Here is a 17451-nt window from a genome sequence, read left to right as displayed (position 1 = left end):
ATATCAAGTTATTTAACGTGCTGTCAGGTATAACACACGCAGTCAGCATCTGCCAGAAAAAAATAAAATCTCGGAAAGGTGGCAGAGCCAGTGAGGCAGAGTGTCCTCACTGGTAAATCCTCAGAAAGGCTGGTTAATAAAGATGCGAAGCCGGTTGTCTTCTTTGCTGCTGGCGATTTCAGTTCTTACAGTGACACCTTCCACCTTGAAGCGGATACCACCGCCCACGCTGTATTTCATATCGGTGTGAAGTTCTCTCAGGTCGAAGTCGTCAGCAATGCGGCCGGCATCAACAAACAGGGTCCATTGCCACCAGGGAATATCGTACAGAGGTCCGATGACAGCTAGATTCTCAAGTGGCTGCCAGAGAGGAACTGCCCGGTACTCCAGACTATAAGACACTGCTGATCGGCCATGAAAACGCTCAGTGTTGTAACCTCTCAGCTTATCCCAGCCGCCCAGGGAGACTCCGGCAAAAGAAGGGGGGCGCTTGTACTCCTCTACGCCATTGACATCGGTAGTGTCGTTCCAGGTAGGCGTATCAGCCAGCCAGGCATTCAAGGCGATGACCTGCTGATCAAGATAGTCATTGCTACCCAGGTTAAAAAACTTGCTGAACTCAAATTGCCAGGTTGTCCAGTCGGCACGGCTTTCGCTACCCCAGTCCCTGGTGTAGGTGAAGGTTGTCTGACTGCCCTGGGTCGGCAATTGACTGGCGTTACGATTGTCATAATCCAGAGTAAGCCTGATACCGGCAGCTTCGTCTGCAGAATCTGTCGAGTGGTCTTCAAGTTTCACACTTTCGTAAAAAGGCTGAATGTCGAAAGAGCTGATACCGGATATCAGGGGGTTCCAGACTTTACCCGCAGCGGCATTGCCCAGTGCATCCTGTTTCAGGCTGGACAGTGCACCGTTTCGACCTTCTGCAATAGGAAAAATGTATTTGAAACGGGCTGAATAGCTTTGTTCAATACTGCCAGGGGTTATGAAGTTTTCCTTACTCGACTCATTGCTGCCTGGTTGCTCTCCGGAAAAGTCAGGATTGCCGGGCAAATAATATCTGGACTGTGTGTAATCACCATAAAGCCCATTGACACTCACCAGCATCTGATCAAAACCGGGAATGATGAGATTATAAAGACCGGCATAGGCCATCGCGGAACCATTGCTGGAGGCAATGGCGGTTCCGAACAGAGAGGCCTGTGGTTGTCCAATGCCTTTGATAAGTCCGGCACCACCCAAGGCGGTGCCCCAGTCTTCAGAACTGAACAGGAAGGGGATTCCGGCAAAATCGAATTCTTCACTTGCAGGCGTCGCAGCAAACGCGCTTTGAAGCCCGGCAGTCAAGAGTAAAGAAGCTCCAACAAGCTTTGTTTTTTGTCCGCGTTGGGTATTGTTGCGCATTGTGTGTGCAGCAGATCCTTAAGGTAATGCGCTATTTTCTAATTGGTTCCAACGTTCTGGAATAAGAGGTTGTGCCTATTGACCTGCTGAACTTTGGATTATGCAGTCGACCCTCTCTCAGTATGATAAAAAAATCTGAGTTGACAGTTAGTTACCCTGATAATGTTCTGGCCAGCTCGTAGTTTGTTTCACACTGAAGTGTTCTGATTTACCTGAGTTCTTGTTGAGGCCGACCACCATAGCTAGCCGTGACCTTGATACGATAGACATCGCCAGCATCAACCGTTAATAAATGATCAGGGTCATAGATTTCGACCAAAGTCGGGTCTTCATCCGCATCTTTCAACCACTTAAATTGGGCAAGCTTGTCAGAGTGTTGATTACTTTTTACCTCGAAAAGCAGGATGGACGGATCTATGTCACAGTAGGGCGCCTCCTGACGGTAATAAATATTCATGATTTTTTCGTTTCCTGCAGTGGTTTGCACAGACCACGGCGAGACATGGTCAATGCATTCTCTTGGAACTCCCGTAGTCACTGTGAAAGTATCCTCGCCGCCTCCCTGTATGAATTCTATCTGTGCCTGACCAACGGAGAAGGCATTCATGGAGCAGAGCGATAACAAAACCATGATAAATGCTATCGTAACGGTTTGGTTTGCATTTTGCCTCGACATAATTAAATCTCCGGTTGCATTGCTGCAGCCTGTATTCTAGGAGCCTGACCGAGAATAGCGCAACCAGACCAACAGAAGTTTTCCCAAATCTTAAAATGAGCAAAAAATATCCAATTATTAGTGGGATTTTGCTCATTTTTGCATATTTATGCCTTCTCACAGCCTCTATGCTGCCTTTTTAGCCTCTTTCAAATCTTCAAGACGGATTGACCTCGTGGAAGCCGCTTTTACAAATTTTTTGATATTATGCGCAGTGCATACCAGTGAAAATTCCGCTGAAACTTTTTCTTTGCCGCGGAGACTGAACCCTCGGAAACCAGATTCTTTTATCTGTCCAAATGGTGGCTCCGCAATAACTTTACGACGCTCATATATGGCTTTCGCACCGGCTGTCTCCATTTTCTTATTCATAGCCTGACGTGCTTTTTCAAACTTATCGGTACGGATAACCCTGCCAGCCTCTTTCTTTGAATCACTGCAATTCCGACGATAAGGGCATTCCCTGCATACCGTCTTGTTTGCCCGGTAGCTTTTTCTTTTGCTTTTGCTGGCCGGGTTCGTTACCAGCTTTTCCCCTGCCGGACAGATAAATACATCAGCTTCGGAATCATACGCAAAATCCGCTTTGACAAACTTCCTGTCAGAGCTTTCAAGGTCGTCAGCGGCAGGCTTCTCCGCCTTGTCGGTTGCGATATAGGCATCAATCTCATGTCGCTCGACTGTATGTAAGTTTGACCCTGAAAAGTAACCATTATCCATACTCCACTTATCTACAGCCGCGCCATCAGTGGCTCCTGATAATGCCCTCAGCGCCGGCTCCACTTCCTGTACATCGTTGGCGTGTTGGCTGACATGCTGGCCAACAATGATCTGGTTATCGGAATCAACTGTAATTTGAGCATTGTAGCTGTACTCACAATACCCCTTCTTGCTCATCATGCGGGCATCGTGATCTGCAAAACTGATCTGCTTTTTGTCGTCTATTGGTTTGTCTGGATTTAAAGCTTTTTCACGTTCTTCAAGTGCTTTCTTGGCCTCTTTGATTTTTTTCAGGCGCTCTTCTTTAAACTGGAGGTCTTCAGGAATGCTGTAACCATTGGTTGCTTTGTAGGCGTCATCTTCTTCCTGATCACACTGACTGGCTTTTTTGATCAGCTCATCCACTTCGGTACTGAGTTCTGCCTCTTTCGCTTTGAGCCTCCCGTAGCTCATGGCCTTGTGTTTTGAGCTGTTGGCTTTGAACTTGGAGCCGTCCAGGCTGATATGACCCAGTGATGCCATTTTGAGTTCAATGGCCAGTTTGACTGACTGTTTGAAGCAGTCATGGAAAAACGACAGATTATCCTTACGAAAGTCACCAAGAACCCTGAAATTCGGGCAGTTCATTTGTGAGATATACATGAACGCCAAGTCTTGTCGACACCGTCGCTCAATCTCACGGGAACTGAAAACACCATGGCTGTATGCGTAGATCAGAATAGCGACAATGAGCTTTGGAGGGTATGCGTGCTGACCAAGGTGGTGATATTTTTTTTCGACTTCAGACGTATTAATGTTCTGAAAAATGCTTTCATAAATAAAACAATCATGATCTTTGGGAAGCAAATCGAAAACGTTGGTTGGGAACAGCAGATGCTGATCAAACTCAACAGGACTGTCCTTAAACTTTGGTGGTGGTGACATTTGGCATAATCAGAGTTGGTTTAAGGCTTATCATAACAGATAAGCCTATTCTCGGTCAGGCTCCTAGCAGCCTGTCGGACTTAAGACTGTCCTACACGGCAACTGCTCCTGCGTTGCTCTAGCTCCTGCATCCATGCAGTCGTGCGGTTGCAATAAATTGGTCTAAAAATCTCTGTTTCTTCGTCAAATAGCTCGCTATTCTCCTCAGAAACAGAGATTTTTATCCTCAATTTCTTGCAATCCTCGCTACGGACGCTTAAGTCCGACAGGCTGCTAGGAGCCTGACCGAGAATAGCGCCCGTAGCGAGGACGGCAGAAAATTGAGGATGAAAATTCGGTTTTGTAAGGAGAATAGCGAGCTATTTGACGAACAAAAGCGGATTTTCAGACCAATTTGCTGCCGCCGCAGTAGGGCAGTCTATTCTCGGTCAGGCTCCTAGAACACCCTGACGTTTATGCGAGCATAAATGGTTAATGTTGGAAACAGTCAACCATAAGGTGGATAGCATCTCGTTTCTTCATAATTTACAGACTGAGCATCGTCACAAATCCTGACTTTAATATTGTCGCTAACATATTGTCGCTACCGTCAATTGATAATAATCCGCATTCATCAATAAGTACTCAACCATACGAAATCATATTTTCTGACTTATTGTTCAGGCACTCGCGGCAACTGCTCCTGCGTTGCTCTAGCTCCTGCATCCATGCAGTCGTGATGCGTTGCAACTCTGGTCACATAGCTTGCTATGTTCCCGTCGTTGCGCCTTGCAGAGCACCTGCCCAATAAGCCAGAAATATTCGATTCCGTATGGCTGAGTGCTTACAATGCCCGAATCGAATCAGGAAAGGCTCATATGAACCTGAAAAAGCAGTTTCCCATTCTGGAACAGCATGCCCATGGCCATCCGTTGGTGTATTTGGATAATGCTGCCACTACCCAGAAACCTTTCCCGGTCATTGAAGCCATAGATCGTTTTTATCGGGAAGCCAATGCCAATGTACATCGTGCGTCACACTACCTGAGTGCTCGCTCAACCCATGCCTTTGAGGAAGCAAGGGAGGAGGTTAAGCATTTCCTGAATGCCGCCAGTTCTGACGAAATTATCTGGACGCGGGGCGCGACAGAAGCTCTCAATCTGGTCGCTCAAAGTTGGGGAAGAAGTCAGTTGCAGCCGGGCGATGAAATTCTGCTTTCGGCCATGGAGCATCATGCCAATATTGTGCCCTGGCAACTGGTGGCCGAACAAACAGGCGCTGTGATCAAAGTCATCAGTGTCACCAGGCAGGGAGAACTTGATAGCAAGAGTTTTCGCGAACAGTTGACGGACAGAACCAGGATTCTTGTTATTACCCATGTCTCCAACGCGATTGGAACAGTGAACCCGCTTCAAACGCTTATTCCTGAAGCCAAAGCCAGGGGCGCATTGGTGTTGGTGGATGGCGCCCAGGCAGTGGCGCATTCTGCTATTGACGTACAGAAACTTAACTGTGACTTCTATGTTTTTTCCGGCCATAAAGTATTTGGCCCAACCGGTATCGGTGTTTTATACGGTCGTAAAGCCTTACTGGAAGACATGCCACCCTGGCAGGCCGGGGGAGAAATGATTCGGCGGGTCAGTTTCAGCGGCACTTCGTTCAACGACTTACCCTTCAAATTCGAAGCGGGTACTCCCAATGTGTCGGGCGTGATCGGACTCGGGGAAGCCATCCGTTTTTTGAGGTCACTGGATATGGGACAGATTGCTGAGCATGAAGACAGGCTGAGAAGAAAAACGGAAGCTGGTTTGAGAAAAATTCCCGGAGTCACTTTGGTGGGGGAAGCCAGAGAGAAAGTGTCTGTCGTCTCTTTTGTAGTCGAAGGGTTTCACAATCAGGATATTGGTCTATTGCTGGATCAACAGGGTATTGCCGTAAGGACTGGCCATCATTGCACCATGCCGTTGATGGAGCATCTGGGATTGTCAGGAACCGTCAGAGCTTCTTTTTCTCTCTATAACACACTTGCTGATGTGGATGCCTTCCTGTTAGCGCTGACCCGTATTGTGAACGGCGAGTTTGATGCTTCTCCCCTGAGCAAAGAGATTAAAGCCGATTCAGCCTTCTTCAACCAGCTTGAAGGTGAGCATGTTGCCGAGTTTACGAAAAATCAGATTTTCCAGACAATCACCAATGCCCGAAGCTGGCAGGAAAAGTACCTTCATATTATGCTGCTTGGCAAGAAACTGCCTTCTCTGCCAGAAACGATGAGAACCGAAGAGTCACGACTTCATGGCTGTGAAAGTACCGTCTGGTTGCATCATTTTTATGACGAGCAGTCCATGAAGCTGTTCTTCGCTGCGGATTCTGATGCCCGAGTGATCAGGGGGCTCATCGCTATCGTGATTTCCGTCTTTAATGGTTGTACACCAAAAGACATCAGTCGTTTTGATATCGATGGATGGTTTGCCAGTCTGGACCTGTACAACCATCTGAGCCCATCACGGGGCAATGGGCTGAGGGCGATTATAGAAGAGATCAGATCTATTGCTCACCGGTTTGAATAACGGTATCTGTCTTTGCCCACCAGGCTGCAAGAACAGAGCCTGTGATGTTATGCCAGATGCTGAAGAATGTAGCCGGCAGAGCAGCGGTAGGCATAAAGAATTTGGTAGCCAGTACAACAGCCAGACCGGAGTTCTGCATCCCGACTTCAATGGCGACGGTCTTGCAGGTTTTCCGGTCAAAGCCTGACAGGTACGCTGCCAGATAACCCAGACTCAGTCCTGTGCCGTTGTGCAAAGCCACTGCCAGAATAGTAATGAGTCCAATTTCTGGCAGCTCCTGAGCATTAGACGCCACGACCACGGCAATGACCAGAAGGATGCTAGCCATGGAACAGAGTGGAAACAGAGGGCTCAGTTTTTGCACGAAACCATCGCAGAAATGGTTGATCAGAACCCCCAGAGCCACCGGTAAAACAACTATCCTGGCCAGGCTCCACATCATTGCCAGTGGTTCCACTTCAATATACTGGTGAGCAAGAAGACTGATTAACAGGGGAGTAGCGAAAGCGCCTATCAGAGTTGATGCAGCGGTCATTGAAATGGACAGTGCAACATCTCCCCTGGCCAGATAACACAGCACGTTAGAAGCGGTCCCCCCGGCAACACTGCCAGCCAGAATCATGCCTATTGTCAAATCCACGGGAAGACTCAGAAGTTGTGCAATCAATAACCCGGCAAAAGGCATGATACCGAATTGCAGAATCACTCCAGCAGAGAGCGCGGGTAAACGATTTTTGATTCGGGCGAAGTCGGTCACTGATAAGGTCAGTCCCATAAACAACATGATCAGGCTGAGTCCCGGAGTAATCAGGTAACCAAGGTGGTCAAAGCCCTCTGGGAAGGAATAAGCGAGGGCCGAAAAGATAACCGCCCATAAAGGAAAAAGTCGTGTCATCGTATTCAAAAGCATGAAGGATTTTTCCACGCCAACCGTTAATCATTGGCAGCTAAAGATTTTCTTGAGTCGCTAGATAAATCTTAAACCAATGTGAACCCGGGTGACAGACCACTCAGAGCAAGTTGAGTAACAGAGGGAGCATTGAAACCGACAATCTGTTTTTGCTGCAAGCTGCTTAGTCTGGCAATGAGTAAAAACCGGATTGTCGTTGATCAGGAGTAAATCAATAACGATAAAGCAGGAGCTTAACTCCTATGGCCATCAGTTTTGAAGCTGCGTTGGGTGTTCATCCCCGGGCTCTGGCGTTTCGGGGAGTCCGTGCTGAAGTGATTGCCGGAAACCTGGCAAACATTGATACACCGGGATTTAAAGCCCGGGATGTAGAGTTTAAAACCATCTTGAATGGGCAGCTTTCCGGAGATGCCACCACCGACGGCAGGCATCTGGACATGCCACCCACTGGGCAAAACAATTCAATGTTGTATCGCATTCCATTCCATCAAACTACTGATGGCAACTCGGTAGAATTGGGCGTTGAGCAGGCATACTTCTCTCAGAATGCCATGGACTTTCAAACCAGTCTTATTTTTCTCCGTAAAAAGCTTGGCTCCCTTGAGCAGGCTATTAAGGGGGGTCGATAAATGAAACTGGACAACCTCTATGAAATATCCGGTTCGGCATTGAATGCCCAGATGGTTCGTCTGAATACCATTGCCAGTAATCTGGCTAATATCTCCAGTGCAGGCAGCACTGCTGAAGAAGCTTACCGCCCTGTTAAACCCGTTTTTTCTGCCATTTACAAGCAGGCTGTTGGAGAAAATAGAGGAGCTGCCCTGGTGCAGGTTGATGATGTTTTGGAAATGCCACCCAGTGCCAAAAATAAACGATACGAACCTGATAACCCTCTGGCTGACAAGGAGGGTTACGTTTTCTATCCCGACATCAATGTGATGCAGGAAATGGCTGACATGCTGTCGGCCACTCGCAGCTACCAGAGCAGTATGGAAGTTATGGTCAGCGCCAAGAAATTACAGCAACGACTGCTGTCGCTTGGTGAGTAAAAAGGAGAGCTATGACAGGCATTAATTCGGTCTCATCAGGCAGCAGCGTTAACGCTGTGAACAATGACAGCAGAACGCTACAGGTCAACCAGGATCAGTTTATCGAACTGTTCATCGCACAATTGAACAACCAGGACCCGTTGGCGCCGATGGACACCAACCAGATGCTGACACAGCTTTCGCAAATATCCTCTGTTGAAAGCCTGAACTCTATTGATGATCGAATTGGTGGTCTGACCAGTTCACTTCAGCAGTCCCAGTCTCTGGGGGCAGCCGGACTGGTAGGGAAAGAAGTCTGGGTTGACTCCAATAGCCTGTCGATAGAAGAGGAAGGTCAATACAGCGGGAAAACCGAGTTGCAGGTTAATGCTTCGGACGTTCTTATTCGGATTTATACGCCGGATGGTAGTCTGGTTCAGTCCAAATCACTGGGACAACAGTCGGCAGGCATTATTCCATTCACTCTGGATGATCTTGCTCCCGGGCAATACACGGTCACTGCGACCGGAGTCAATGGTAATGAAGCCTATAGCGGTAAGTTGTCTATGAAATCTACGGTCACCGGTATCAATATGACCAGTTCCGGAAGTGAATTAAGGCTTGAAGGCATGGGATCTGTACCACTGTCTTCTATCTCAACAATTGGCAAATAAGACTGTCAGGGAGGGTGGAGAATGTCGTTTAGAATCGGGTTGACCGGATTAAATGCTGCACAGCAGGATCTGGAAATAGTCAGTAATAATATTGCCAACAGTAATACCATTGGCTTTAAAGGGTCCCGTGCAGAATTTTCTGATGTTTATGCCTCTTCGATAGGTAGTGGTAATGGTCAGGTGGCAGGTGTTGAGGTGGCATCTATCAGTCAGCAGTTCTCACAGGGCAGTATCACTTCAACAGATAATGCGCTTGATATGGCGGTTAATGGTCAGGGTTTTTTTGTCGTGAATGACAATGGCCAAATGAATTACACAAGAGCCGGTTTCTTTCAGTTAGATGCCAATAATAATGTGGTCAATAATAAGGGCCTGAGGCTTCAGGGGTATTCAGCGGATGCATCAGGCAACGTACTGGCCGGTACCCAGACTGACCTGAAAATCAACCAGACCTCTATACCCGCTCAGGCAACTACCGATGTGGTGACGCTTGCCAATCTGGATGCCAGAACGGATGCCATTACGCCTGCTGTGGCAATAGACCCAACCAACCGGTCTACCTTTAATTCCACCATGGCATTTAATGTTAATGACAGTCTGGGTGGATCGCACACCGTCAGTATGTATTTTGCAAAAACTGCAGATAACGCCTGGAACATTGAATATTATTTTGATGGGCAGGGGCCGGACCTGACTCAGCCGGTCACATTTAATAACGATGGAACCCTGGCAACCCCTGTTGGCGGCGCGGTCACTCTGGGTATTCCAGCCGGGGATGCCCGGCTGTCCGGTGCTGACGCGATGAGCTTCAACATCGATTTTTCAGATTTCACTCAGTTGGGCACTGACTCATCGGTAAACCGGGTCACCCAGAATGGTTTTCCTCCGGGCTCACTCAACGGTATTCAGATTACTGCTGACGGTATTCTTCAGGCGCTTTACTCCAACGGACAAACCCAGGTTCAGGGGCAGATCGTTCTGGCCGATTTTGCTAACGACAGTGGTTTGATTCCAATAGGGGACAGCCTCTGGCAGTCAAGCTTTGCTTCAGGTAATGCTGCTTTGGGTATTCCGGGAGCGGGTGTTATGGGTTCCCTGGAGTCAGGAGCACTGGAACAATCCAATGTCGACATCTCTTTGCAACTGGTGCGTTTGATTGAGGCCCAGAGTAACTATCAGGCCAATGCCAAAACCATTGAAACCAGTAACAACCTTACTCAGGCACTGATGAATATTATCTGATGGATAAAGTTCTATATATCAGCACAGCCGGAGCCAATCTGGCCATGCAAGCCCAGCAGGTACATGCCAATAATCTGGCTAATGTCTCTACCCCCGGATTCCGCCGGGACTTTGTTAGCAGTATGGCCGTGGAAATGAAGGGTGATGGCCTTGAAGCCCGGGTGATGCCGAAAATGCGAGGACTCGGTAGTCGTTTTGCCAGCGGTGCAATGGAGACTACCGGTCGTGCAATGGATGTTGCGATCAGTGGCAGTGGCTGGTTTGCAGTCCAGGGCAGTGATGGCAATGAAGCTTATACCCGAGCCGGACAGTTAAAAATAGATGACGAAGGTAACGTACTGACCGCCCAGGGGTATGCCGTTATCGGAGATGGCGGGCCTCTTCAGTTACCGGATAATCAGTCTGTCTCCTTTGGTGTAGACGGCACGATAAGTATTGTACCTGCTGAGGGCGGCAATCCTGTTCAGGTGGGCCAGTTAAAGCTGGTGAACCCGACTATTACAGAAATTACCAAAGGCGCAGACGGGCTTTTTCGTTCGATTGAGGGTGGAGAGCTGGAGGCGGATCCGGAAGTCAGGTTACGAAGCGGTTTTCTTGAAGGCAGTAATGTTAATGCTCTGGAAGAAATGGTGTCGTTTTTAAGCCTCAGCCGACAGTTTGAGGCCCAGATGAAGCTGATGAAAACCGCTGGCGACATGGCTTCTGCAGGTGACCGTTTAGTCAGAGATCAGTAACTGACAGCAGATAACAACTTATAGCTCAGAGGATGAGTCTATGAATCCCTCATTATGGGTCAGTAAAACTGGGCTGGCTGCTCAGGAAAAGCAGATGGCCATCATTTCCAACAACCTGGCCAACGTCAATACCATCGGTTTTAAACGGGATCGGGCCAGCTTTGAAGATCTCTTTTATCACATTGGAAAACAGCCGGGGGCGCTGTCAGACCAGGACAACGAATTGCCTTCCGGCCTGCAGATAGGAACCGGCGTAAAAATTACCGGAACCCAGAAAGTGTTTACTCCCGGTAGTTATGAAACCACGAAACAGGCACTGGATGTGGCGATCATCGGGAATGGTTTTTTTCAGTTTACTCAACCTGATGGAACCGCTGCATTCTCCAGAAATGGTCAGTTTCATCTGAATGGAGATGGTCAAATAGTGAACGCCAGTGGTTTGCCCCTGGAGCCTGGCATTACCCTGCCCGCTGACGCTACCGGAATCAGTATCAGTGAAGATGGCATTGTTATGGCAACCATTCAGGGGCAGGTTGAACCGACAGAAATAGGCCAGATCACCGTTGTTAATTTTGTTAATCCGGCTGGCCTGGTGGCTCTGGGGGGGAATCTGTACCTGCAATCCAACGCCAGTGGTGATCCGGTAGAAGGCACTGCGGGTGAGGGAGGTCTGGGCTCGCTGAAACAGTTTACTCTGGAAACATCCAATGTCAGCTCAGTGGAAGAGTTGGTCAATATGATATCAGCACAACGGGCCTATGAAATGAATTCCAAGGTCATCGCAGCGGCTGATGAAATGATGCAGTTTGTTAACCAGACTCTTTAACAGGGCTGGATAGAGGGCAGGGAATGAGACTTCTGTGTTTTATAGCTATTTTTATGTTGTTGGGTTGTTCGACTGCACCCCGTCAGGGGGACACCCAACCTGCTGGTAATCAACAGCAAGTGACAGAGCGTCCTGAACCTGAAGCGGAAAAAATGGCTCTCGAAAAAGTGGCCTTTCAAAAGGGGAACTCTTACAACGAAGCTGTTTATCCCAACGGCAGTCTGTTTAATGCCAACTACGGGTATTTTATGTTCTCCGACCGTCGTGCCTATCGGTTGGGCGATATTCTTACCATCGAGCTGGAAGGTACCACGAATATCAGCATGAGTGGTTTAAGTAATGTCAACAAAAATAATGCCATCAGCATTCCTGATCCCACTCTGCTTGGTAAAAGCAGTGCATCGATTCTTGGCGGGGGCAGATCTCTGGCCTTTGAAATTCAGCCTTCCAGAACTTACGGAGGCAATACTTCCGCCAGTCGTGGTAATAGCCTGAAAGGTAATATTGCCGTGAAGGTGGTCGAGGTTTTCAACAATGGCACCCTCAGGGTCGAGGGAGAAAAATGGCTGACCATCAATTCGGGTAAAGAGCTGATCAAGATCAGCGGGCTGGTCCGGCCGGAAGATATCAAAACGGATAACAAGGTTTCGTCTGAGCGACTGGCGGAAGCAAAAATTGATTACGTGGCATTAGGCATTAACTCAGATGCCCATGAACCAGGCTGGGTGAGCAAGATGCTTAACAGTCCATGGTTTCCATTTTGACAGGGGTCATTATGTCTTCAACGCGATGGGGCATCATTTTTCTTATGCTGGTTTTGGCAGGTAATGCCAGTGCCCGTCGTTTGCTGGATATGGTGGATGTTGAAGGTGTCAGAAATAATCAGCTGATTGGTTACGGTCTGGTGGTGGGGCTTGATGGCACCGGAGATAAATCAGCGTTTACCAAACAATCACTGGTGAACATGCTGAGAGAGTTTGGATTAACCATCAGCAGTTCTGATGTGAATTCAAAAAATATTGCAGCGGTCACCGTCCATGCCAGCTTGCCTCCGTTTGCCCGTCCGGGTCAGAAAATCGATGTAACCGTTTCTTCTATTGGTGATGCCAAGAGCCTCAGAGGTGGAACTCTGCTGCTGACACCGATGAAAGGTATTAATGGCGAGGTGTTTGCTGTAGCCCAGGGCAGTCTGATTGTGGGCGGAGTTTCTGCTCAGGGTTTGGCAGGAACGGCGGATGCTCCGGTCGCTGGTAGCCTTATACAGATTAACAGTACTAACGCCGGTCGCATTCCCGGAGGTGCACTGGTTGAGCGTTCAGTAAAGAGCGCTTTCAACTTTGGGGAACAGCTGGTACTGAATTTAAAAGAACCCAGTTATACCAATGCTCGCAGGGTAGTGACGGCCATTAATAATCACTTTGGCCCCAAAGTCGCCAACGCCAGTAATGGTGTCTCTATTCTGGTCTCGGCTCCCAAAGACAGTAGCCAGCGGGTGGCCTTTATGTCCATGCTGGAAGGGCTGAATGTTGAAACGGCAGATCCTGCGGCACGTATTATTTTCAATTCCAGAACAGGAACTGTGGTCATGGGCGAGCATGTTCGTGTTCGTCCGGCTGCAGTCAGTCATGGCAACCTCGTTGTTAAAGTCCGGCAGACAACCTCGGTATCACAACCTGGTGCATTCTCTCGGGGAGGAGGCACAGAAGTGATATTAAACAGTGATGTCGCAATAGAAGAGCAGAATGCCGCTATCTATATGGTTAAGGAAGGAGTCACTTTGCAGGAAGTGGTCATGGCTATTAACGGTGTCGGGGCGACTCCCACAGACTTGATGTCAATTCTTGAGGCGCTCAAAGCAGCCGGGGCGTTGGAAGCCGAATTAATTGTGATTTAAATAGAATTTACGATAAGGGCGTTCGATATGGATATTGGCAGCACTCTGTCGGCTAAACATCTGGCCGGTATTTATCAGCCGGACTCCGGTCAGGGGAAAGCTCCCGGGGATTTGAAAGAAGCAGCAGAAGCCTTTGAAGCCATATTTGTTAACGAATTACTCAAGAGTATGCGCAGGGCCAATGAAGCGATGATGAGCAGCTCAGACTTGCCGACGTCGGGCAAGGATGTGCAGTTTTTTCAGTCGATGTTTGACAGCCAGATTGCCGGACATCTGGGTAAAGAAGGCGGGCTGGGTATCGCTGAGGCATTGGTAAGGCAGCTGGGTGATAAAGACGACGGGCTTGATGCTGAACGTTAATCGGGGTAGATGACATGAGTCTGACGCAGATAGGTATTTCTGGATTACAGGCCAGCCAGGCGTCGCTTAATGTCGCCAGCAATAATATTGCCAATGCCGAAACAGAAGGCTATAGCCGTCAAAGGGTTTACTGGTACCCGACTTACACTTTGCATCCGGGAATCGGTACCAAGGGAACCGGTGTTAATGCATCCAGTGTCGAGCGAATAGCTAATAGTTTTCTTACTGCCCAGATGTGGGAGAGCCAATCTCTGGCAGAAAAAACCGCCACTTTTTCAGAATACATCAATTCGCTGGACCAGTGGTTGGGCGATGACAGCACCTCTCTTACCTCAGGCCTTGAGAGTTTCTTTACGACGCTCAATGGCGCAACGGTTGATCCTTATTCCAGTGCTGCCAGGCAGGTCATACTCAGCGAAAGTAATAAACTGGCTCAGCAGTTTACGACACTGAATAACCAAATTGCGGGTCATCAGGGGCTGGTCGGGCGGCAGCTGGAGGCTGCGGTGGCAGAAGCGAATGGTTTGCTGGCAAATATTGTCGGCTTTAATGACCAGCTGAAGAAGATCAGTGCCAGTGGTGAGGCTGCTAACGAGATGTTTGACCAGCGGGATCTGGCCGTCAAAGAATTATCAAAGCTGATGGGCATCAATGTTCTGGAGCAGTCAGATGGCAGTATTAATATTTATCTGAAATCAGGGCAGCCACTGCTGGTTGGTGATCAGAGAAACAACCTGAATGTGAGCGGATCAGCCAGCAACCCTGATGGCTTTTCATTGGAGTTTGAAAGTGATTCTGCCTCTCTAAAGGTACACGGTGATCCGGGAGGCAGCATTGGTGGCATCCTGAATTACCAGAATGGCACTTTAACACAGGCTCAAAATGAGATTGGGCGCCTGGCAGTAGTCATATCATCGACGATCAATGCCCAGCTTCGACTTGGGGAAGATGTTAATGGCAACGCCGGTGTCGACCTTTTTTCTGATCTGACAAATCCTGCCAGTGGTATATTTTCCCTGGACGTTGTCTCTACCGCAGTGTCTGATATGAGAATTACGGATAGTTCCCAAGTCAAAGCCAGCGACTATGATCTGCGGGTAGATAACACCGGCAACTATGTTATTACCCGTTTGAACGACGGGGTTCAATTCAGTGGCAGCTTATCCGGTGCCGGTACCGATACCCTGAACTTTGATGGTGTTGAAATTGATATCGACGGCACCGCTACTGACCAGGCTTACCGGTTGTCACCGGTGCGTTATGGTGCCAGAGATCTTGATGCGGTTCTGACGGAACCCTTTGCTCTGGCTCTGGCAGCACCAGGTGGCGGCGTGGCCGATAATTCAAACTTGCAGACAATTATTCAGCTTCAGAATGATGCTCTGATAGAAGGGCAAAGTAGTCTGACTGAAAGCTATACCCGGTTTATTGGCGATATTGCGGTACAGACTTCTCAGGCGAAAACAGAAGCCGATGGGGGTAAAAAGCTGTTTGAGCAGGCTGAAGCGAGCCGAAATGCTTATAGCGGTGTCAATCTGGATGAAGAAGCCGCCAACCTTCTGCGCTTTCAGCAACTTTACAGTGCCAATGCTCAGGTAATTTCAGTGGCCCGGCAGACATTTGATTCATTGCTGAGAATGTTCTGATTAAAACAGGAAGCCGAAAACATGCGTATCAGCAGCATCAATTTCAATAATATTATGCTCAGGGCTATGCAGGACGGTATGGCCAGACTGGCTGTAACCACTGACCAGATGGCAAGCGGAAAGCGTATCTTGCAACCATCAGATGACTCCGTTGACACAGTAAAAATTCTTCAGATCAATAATGAATTAACGGCAATAGGACAGTATGAAGATAATATTGATTCGGCGAGGAGAATGCTGCAACAGCAAGATGTTTTGTACAGTGGAATGACTGAGCAACTGCGGCGTGCCAGAGACATTATTTTGCAGTCCAGCAACGGAACCCTGACTGATCAGGACTATGTGCCACTGGCAGAGGAGCTGGATACGGTCAGTAAGTCTCTGTTAAGCCTGGCCAATTATCAGCAGGCAGACGGGCAATATATTTTCTCCGGAACCCTGAGCACCCAGAAGCCTGTTGATGAAGTCGCTGGTGATTATTCATACTATGGCAATAATAACCTTCGCCAGGTCAATATCAGCGGCTCTGCCCAGATACCGGTTAATGAGCCGGGAGAAAATCTGTTTTTTGACCCAACCGCTACACCACCAACAGACAGTGTCTTTGATGCTCTGTCTGATGCAGTGGATGAACTGAGAAACCCTGTGAGTTTAAACACCGTTCTTTCTGACGCATTGACATGGATTGACGACACTCTGGACAGGATAGGGATCGCCCAGACCAAGGCTGGCAGTAATCAGAGTGTGCTTGACCGGGTGAGTGAAAGTCATGCCGATATCAAACTGATGCTGGAAAAACTTCATTCATCCCTTGAAGATATTGATATGACAAAGGCTGCTACCGATCTGGCTCAGCAGCAGACCCTGCTCAATGCCAGCCAGCAGGTTTATGCCAACATCAAGCAGTTGTCTCTGTTCAATTATTTCTGACGGGCCATGGGCAAAAAAAAATCCTCATTTCAGGGGATTTTAATATTTTTTGACACCTTGCCGATTGGAGTTCTGTACCCATCACATACGAGTGGTGAAAAGGATGCCAGGAATAAATCGCACCGGGCCAAAAAAAGCGGCTAGTCCAATAGCAAGTCAGCGTGCAGTTAAGAATGATGCGAAAGCTGTCGAGCCCCCTAAAGTCAATAATGATCGTTTGCAGTTGAGCGGTGAAGCCCAGAATATTGAAGAACTGTTCCAGTCTCTGTCAGCCATAGATGAAATTGACAGTAAAAAAGTGGAAAGCATTCGGCGCGCCATTAAAAAAGGTGAGATGCCGGTCGATTATCAAGTGCTTGCCAATAAAATTCTGGAGCTTTCCGATGACTTTGATGACCACAGAAAAGAATGACAATAAAAGTGGTACCTACAACGTCTCTGCTGAAAAAAAACTGCTGGATAATATTCGAGATGCACTGGCTTTAACCCGCAAACTTGAAGCTGTTCTGAGCAAGGCCCATAACCTGATGCTGGAAAGGGATATTGCAGCTCTGGAAACTCATCTGGAAACTCAGGTCAAACTGTTGGACATGCTGCATCTGAATGCTTCCCTGCGAGAGCATTATTTGAAAGAAGCGGGGTTGTCACCGGACCCGGCAGGTATACGAACTTTTCTGCAGATTATAGCTTCTACTCCCAAGTCTGAAATCACACTGAAACAATGGCATCAACTGGAAATCACAGCAGGTCGCTGCCGCAGTTTGAATCAGGCAAACGGCAAACTGCTGAGTCGTTTGGCTGCCAGTACTAACCAGATTATTGATGTGGTTTTTTCCAGTCAGGAACCTGTGCCCTATAACCAACAGGGCATCTGCGAAAGAAAGCTGGGCTGATCAGC

The 17451-nt window shown here is 48.3% G+C and carries 18 protein-coding genes; 14 read left to right on the top strand and 4 right to left on the bottom strand.

The window, feature by feature from the left end; genetic code table 11:
- Positions 1–120: 120 nt before the first annotated feature.
- The 3 genes from ACOJUO_RS02490 to ACOJUO_RS02480 form a co-directional block, all read right to left on the bottom strand.
- Complete coding sequence (locus ACOJUO_RS02490) at positions 121–1347, bottom strand: BamA/TamA family outer membrane protein (protein WP_422138818.1); 1227 nt, start codon at positions 1345–1347, stop codon at positions 121–123.
- A gap of 265 nt (positions 1348–1612) precedes the next feature.
- Positions 1613–2080 carry a hypothetical protein gene (locus ACOJUO_RS02485; protein ID WP_422135175.1) on the bottom strand — a complete coding sequence of 156 codons (468 nt, stop codon included), beginning with the start codon at positions 2078–2080 and terminating at the stop codon, positions 1613–1615.
- Positions 2081–2245: 165 nt separating this feature from the next.
- The gene (locus ACOJUO_RS02480; RefSeq protein WP_422137199.1) at positions 2246–3763 is read right to left on the bottom strand and encodes an IS1182 family transposase; all 1518 of its coding nucleotides are present in this window, start codon (positions 3761–3763) and stop codon (positions 2246–2248) included.
- Between the two features lie 857 nt (positions 3764–4620).
- Here ACOJUO_RS02480 and ACOJUO_RS02475 point away from each other — a divergent pair.
- Positions 4621–6309: a SufS family cysteine desulfurase gene (locus ACOJUO_RS02475; protein ID WP_422138817.1), complete on the top strand. Its 1689-nt coding sequence runs from the start codon at positions 4621–4623 to the stop codon at positions 6307–6309.
- Here ACOJUO_RS02475 and ACOJUO_RS02470 read toward each other — a convergent pair.
- Complete coding sequence (locus ACOJUO_RS02470; protein WP_422135173.1) at positions 6287–7219, bottom strand: bile acid:sodium symporter family protein; 933 nt, start codon at positions 7217–7219, stop codon at positions 6287–6289. The two genes, ACOJUO_RS02475 and ACOJUO_RS02470, sit on opposite strands and share 23 nt — an antisense overlap.
- Positions 7220–7461: 242 nt before the next feature.
- On the opposite strand from ACOJUO_RS02470, the gene flgB reads away from it, so the two are divergent.
- The 13 genes from flgB to flgN all read left to right on the top strand — a co-directional run bounded on the left by flgB (position 7462) and on the right by flgN (position 17446).
- Positions 7462–7848, top strand: coding sequence for a flagellar basal body rod protein FlgB (gene flgB, locus ACOJUO_RS02465; RefSeq protein ID WP_422135172.1), 387 nt, complete (start codon positions 7462–7464; stop codon positions 7846–7848).
- Positions 7849–8268: a flagellar basal body rod protein FlgC gene (gene flgC, locus ACOJUO_RS02460; RefSeq protein WP_422135171.1), complete on the top strand. Its 420-nt coding sequence runs from the start codon at positions 7849–7851 to the stop codon at positions 8266–8268.
- A gap of 11 nt (positions 8269–8279) precedes the next feature.
- Positions 8280–8921 carry a flagellar hook assembly protein FlgD gene (locus tag ACOJUO_RS02455; protein ID WP_422135170.1) on the top strand — a complete coding sequence of 214 codons (642 nt, stop codon included), beginning with the start codon at positions 8280–8282 and terminating at the stop codon, positions 8919–8921.
- A 21-nt stretch (positions 8922–8942) separates the two neighbouring features.
- Positions 8943–10163, top strand: a complete 1221-nt coding sequence (gene flgE / locus ACOJUO_RS02450; protein ID WP_422135169.1) for a flagellar hook protein FlgE — start codon at positions 8943–8945, stop codon at positions 10161–10163.
- Positions 10163–10897: a flagellar basal-body rod protein FlgF gene (gene flgF, locus ACOJUO_RS02445; protein WP_422135168.1), complete on the top strand. Its 735-nt coding sequence runs from the start codon at positions 10163–10165 to the stop codon at positions 10895–10897. The genes flgE and flgF overlap by 1 nt, the downstream gene beginning before the upstream one ends.
- 40 nt (positions 10898–10937) lie before the next feature.
- On the top strand, positions 10938–11723 hold the full coding sequence (flgG, locus tag ACOJUO_RS02440) for a flagellar basal-body rod protein FlgG (RefSeq protein WP_422135167.1): 786 nt from the start codon (positions 10938–10940) through the stop codon (positions 11721–11723).
- Between the two features lie 23 nt (positions 11724–11746).
- Entirely contained in the window at positions 11747–12487 is a 741-nt protein-coding gene (locus tag ACOJUO_RS02435) for a flagellar basal body L-ring protein FlgH (protein ID WP_422138816.1), read from the top strand.
- A gap of 11 nt (positions 12488–12498) precedes the next feature.
- Positions 12499–13617, top strand: a complete 1119-nt coding sequence (locus ACOJUO_RS02430) for a flagellar basal body P-ring protein FlgI (RefSeq protein WP_422138815.1) — start codon at positions 12499–12501, stop codon at positions 13615–13617.
- A gap of 27 nt (positions 13618–13644) precedes the next feature.
- Positions 13645–13977 (top strand): rod-binding protein, encoded by a 333-nt coding sequence (locus tag ACOJUO_RS02425; RefSeq protein ID WP_422138814.1) that lies wholly within the window; start codon positions 13645–13647, stop codon positions 13975–13977.
- Positions 13978–13991: 14 nt separating this feature from the next.
- A complete protein-coding gene (gene flgK, locus ACOJUO_RS02420; protein WP_422138813.1) occupies positions 13992–15623 on the top strand; it encodes a flagellar hook-associated protein FlgK in 1632 nt (543 codons plus the stop codon).
- A gap of 21 nt (positions 15624–15644) precedes the next feature.
- The gene (flgL, locus tag ACOJUO_RS02415) at positions 15645–16553 is read left to right on the top strand and encodes a flagellar hook-associated protein FlgL (protein WP_422138812.1); all 909 of its coding nucleotides are present in this window, start codon (positions 15645–15647) and stop codon (positions 16551–16553) included.
- Between the two features lie 103 nt (positions 16554–16656).
- Positions 16657–16965, top strand: a complete 309-nt coding sequence (gene flgM, locus ACOJUO_RS02410; RefSeq protein WP_422135161.1) for a flagellar biosynthesis anti-sigma factor FlgM — start codon at positions 16657–16659, stop codon at positions 16963–16965.
- On the top strand, positions 16937–17446 hold the full coding sequence (gene flgN, locus ACOJUO_RS02405; protein WP_422135160.1) for a flagellar export chaperone FlgN: 510 nt from the start codon (positions 16937–16939) through the stop codon (positions 17444–17446). The genes flgM and flgN overlap by 29 nt, the downstream gene beginning before the upstream one ends.
- Positions 17447–17451 lie beyond the last annotated feature (5 nt).

The organism is Endozoicomonas sp. ALC020 (assembly GCF_049275935.1).
In the GTDB taxonomy this organism is placed as follows: domain Bacteria; phylum Pseudomonadota; class Gammaproteobacteria; order Pseudomonadales; family Endozoicomonadaceae; genus Endozoicomonas_A.
Note: the sequence above shows the minus strand (reverse complement) of the source record. Positions and strands in the feature narration are given on the sequence as shown.

Coding starts and splice junctions, on each gene's coding strand:
- ACOJUO_RS02485 (WP_422135175.1), bottom strand. CDS start 2,080: ATGTCGAGGCAAAATGCAAACCAAACCGTTACGATAGCATTTATCATG.
- ACOJUO_RS02480 (WP_422137199.1), bottom strand. CDS start 3,763: ATGTCACCACCACCAAAGTTTAAGGACAGTCCTGTTGAGTTTGATCAG.
- ACOJUO_RS02475 (WP_422138817.1), top strand. CDS start 4,621: ATGAACCTGAAAAAGCAGTTTCCCATTCTGGAACAGCATGCCCATGGC.
- ACOJUO_RS02470 (WP_422135173.1), bottom strand. CDS start 7,219: ATGCTTTTGAATACGATGACACGACTTTTTCCTTTATGGGCGGTTATC.
- flgB (WP_422135172.1), top strand. CDS start 7,462: ATGGCCATCAGTTTTGAAGCTGCGTTGGGTGTTCATCCCCGGGCTCTG.
- flgC (WP_422135171.1), top strand. CDS start 7,849: ATGAAACTGGACAACCTCTATGAAATATCCGGTTCGGCATTGAATGCC.
- ACOJUO_RS02455 (WP_422135170.1), top strand. CDS start 8,280: ATGACAGGCATTAATTCGGTCTCATCAGGCAGCAGCGTTAACGCTGTG.
- flgE (WP_422135169.1), top strand. CDS start 8,943: ATGTCGTTTAGAATCGGGTTGACCGGATTAAATGCTGCACAGCAGGAT.
- flgF (WP_422135168.1), top strand. CDS start 10,163: ATGGATAAAGTTCTATATATCAGCACAGCCGGAGCCAATCTGGCCATG.
- flgG (WP_422135167.1), top strand. CDS start 10,938: ATGAATCCCTCATTATGGGTCAGTAAAACTGGGCTGGCTGCTCAGGAA.
- ACOJUO_RS02435 (WP_422138816.1), top strand. CDS start 11,747: ATGAGACTTCTGTGTTTTATAGCTATTTTTATGTTGTTGGGTTGTTCG.
- ACOJUO_RS02430 (WP_422138815.1), top strand. CDS start 12,499: ATGTCTTCAACGCGATGGGGCATCATTTTTCTTATGCTGGTTTTGGCA.
- ACOJUO_RS02425 (WP_422138814.1), top strand. CDS start 13,645: ATGGATATTGGCAGCACTCTGTCGGCTAAACATCTGGCCGGTATTTAT.
- flgK (WP_422138813.1), top strand. CDS start 13,992: ATGAGTCTGACGCAGATAGGTATTTCTGGATTACAGGCCAGCCAGGCG.
- flgL (WP_422138812.1), top strand. CDS start 15,645: ATGCGTATCAGCAGCATCAATTTCAATAATATTATGCTCAGGGCTATG.
- flgM (WP_422135161.1), top strand. CDS start 16,657: ATGCCAGGAATAAATCGCACCGGGCCAAAAAAAGCGGCTAGTCCAATA.
- flgN (WP_422135160.1), top strand. CDS start 16,937: ATGACTTTGATGACCACAGAAAAGAATGACAATAAAAGTGGTACCTAC.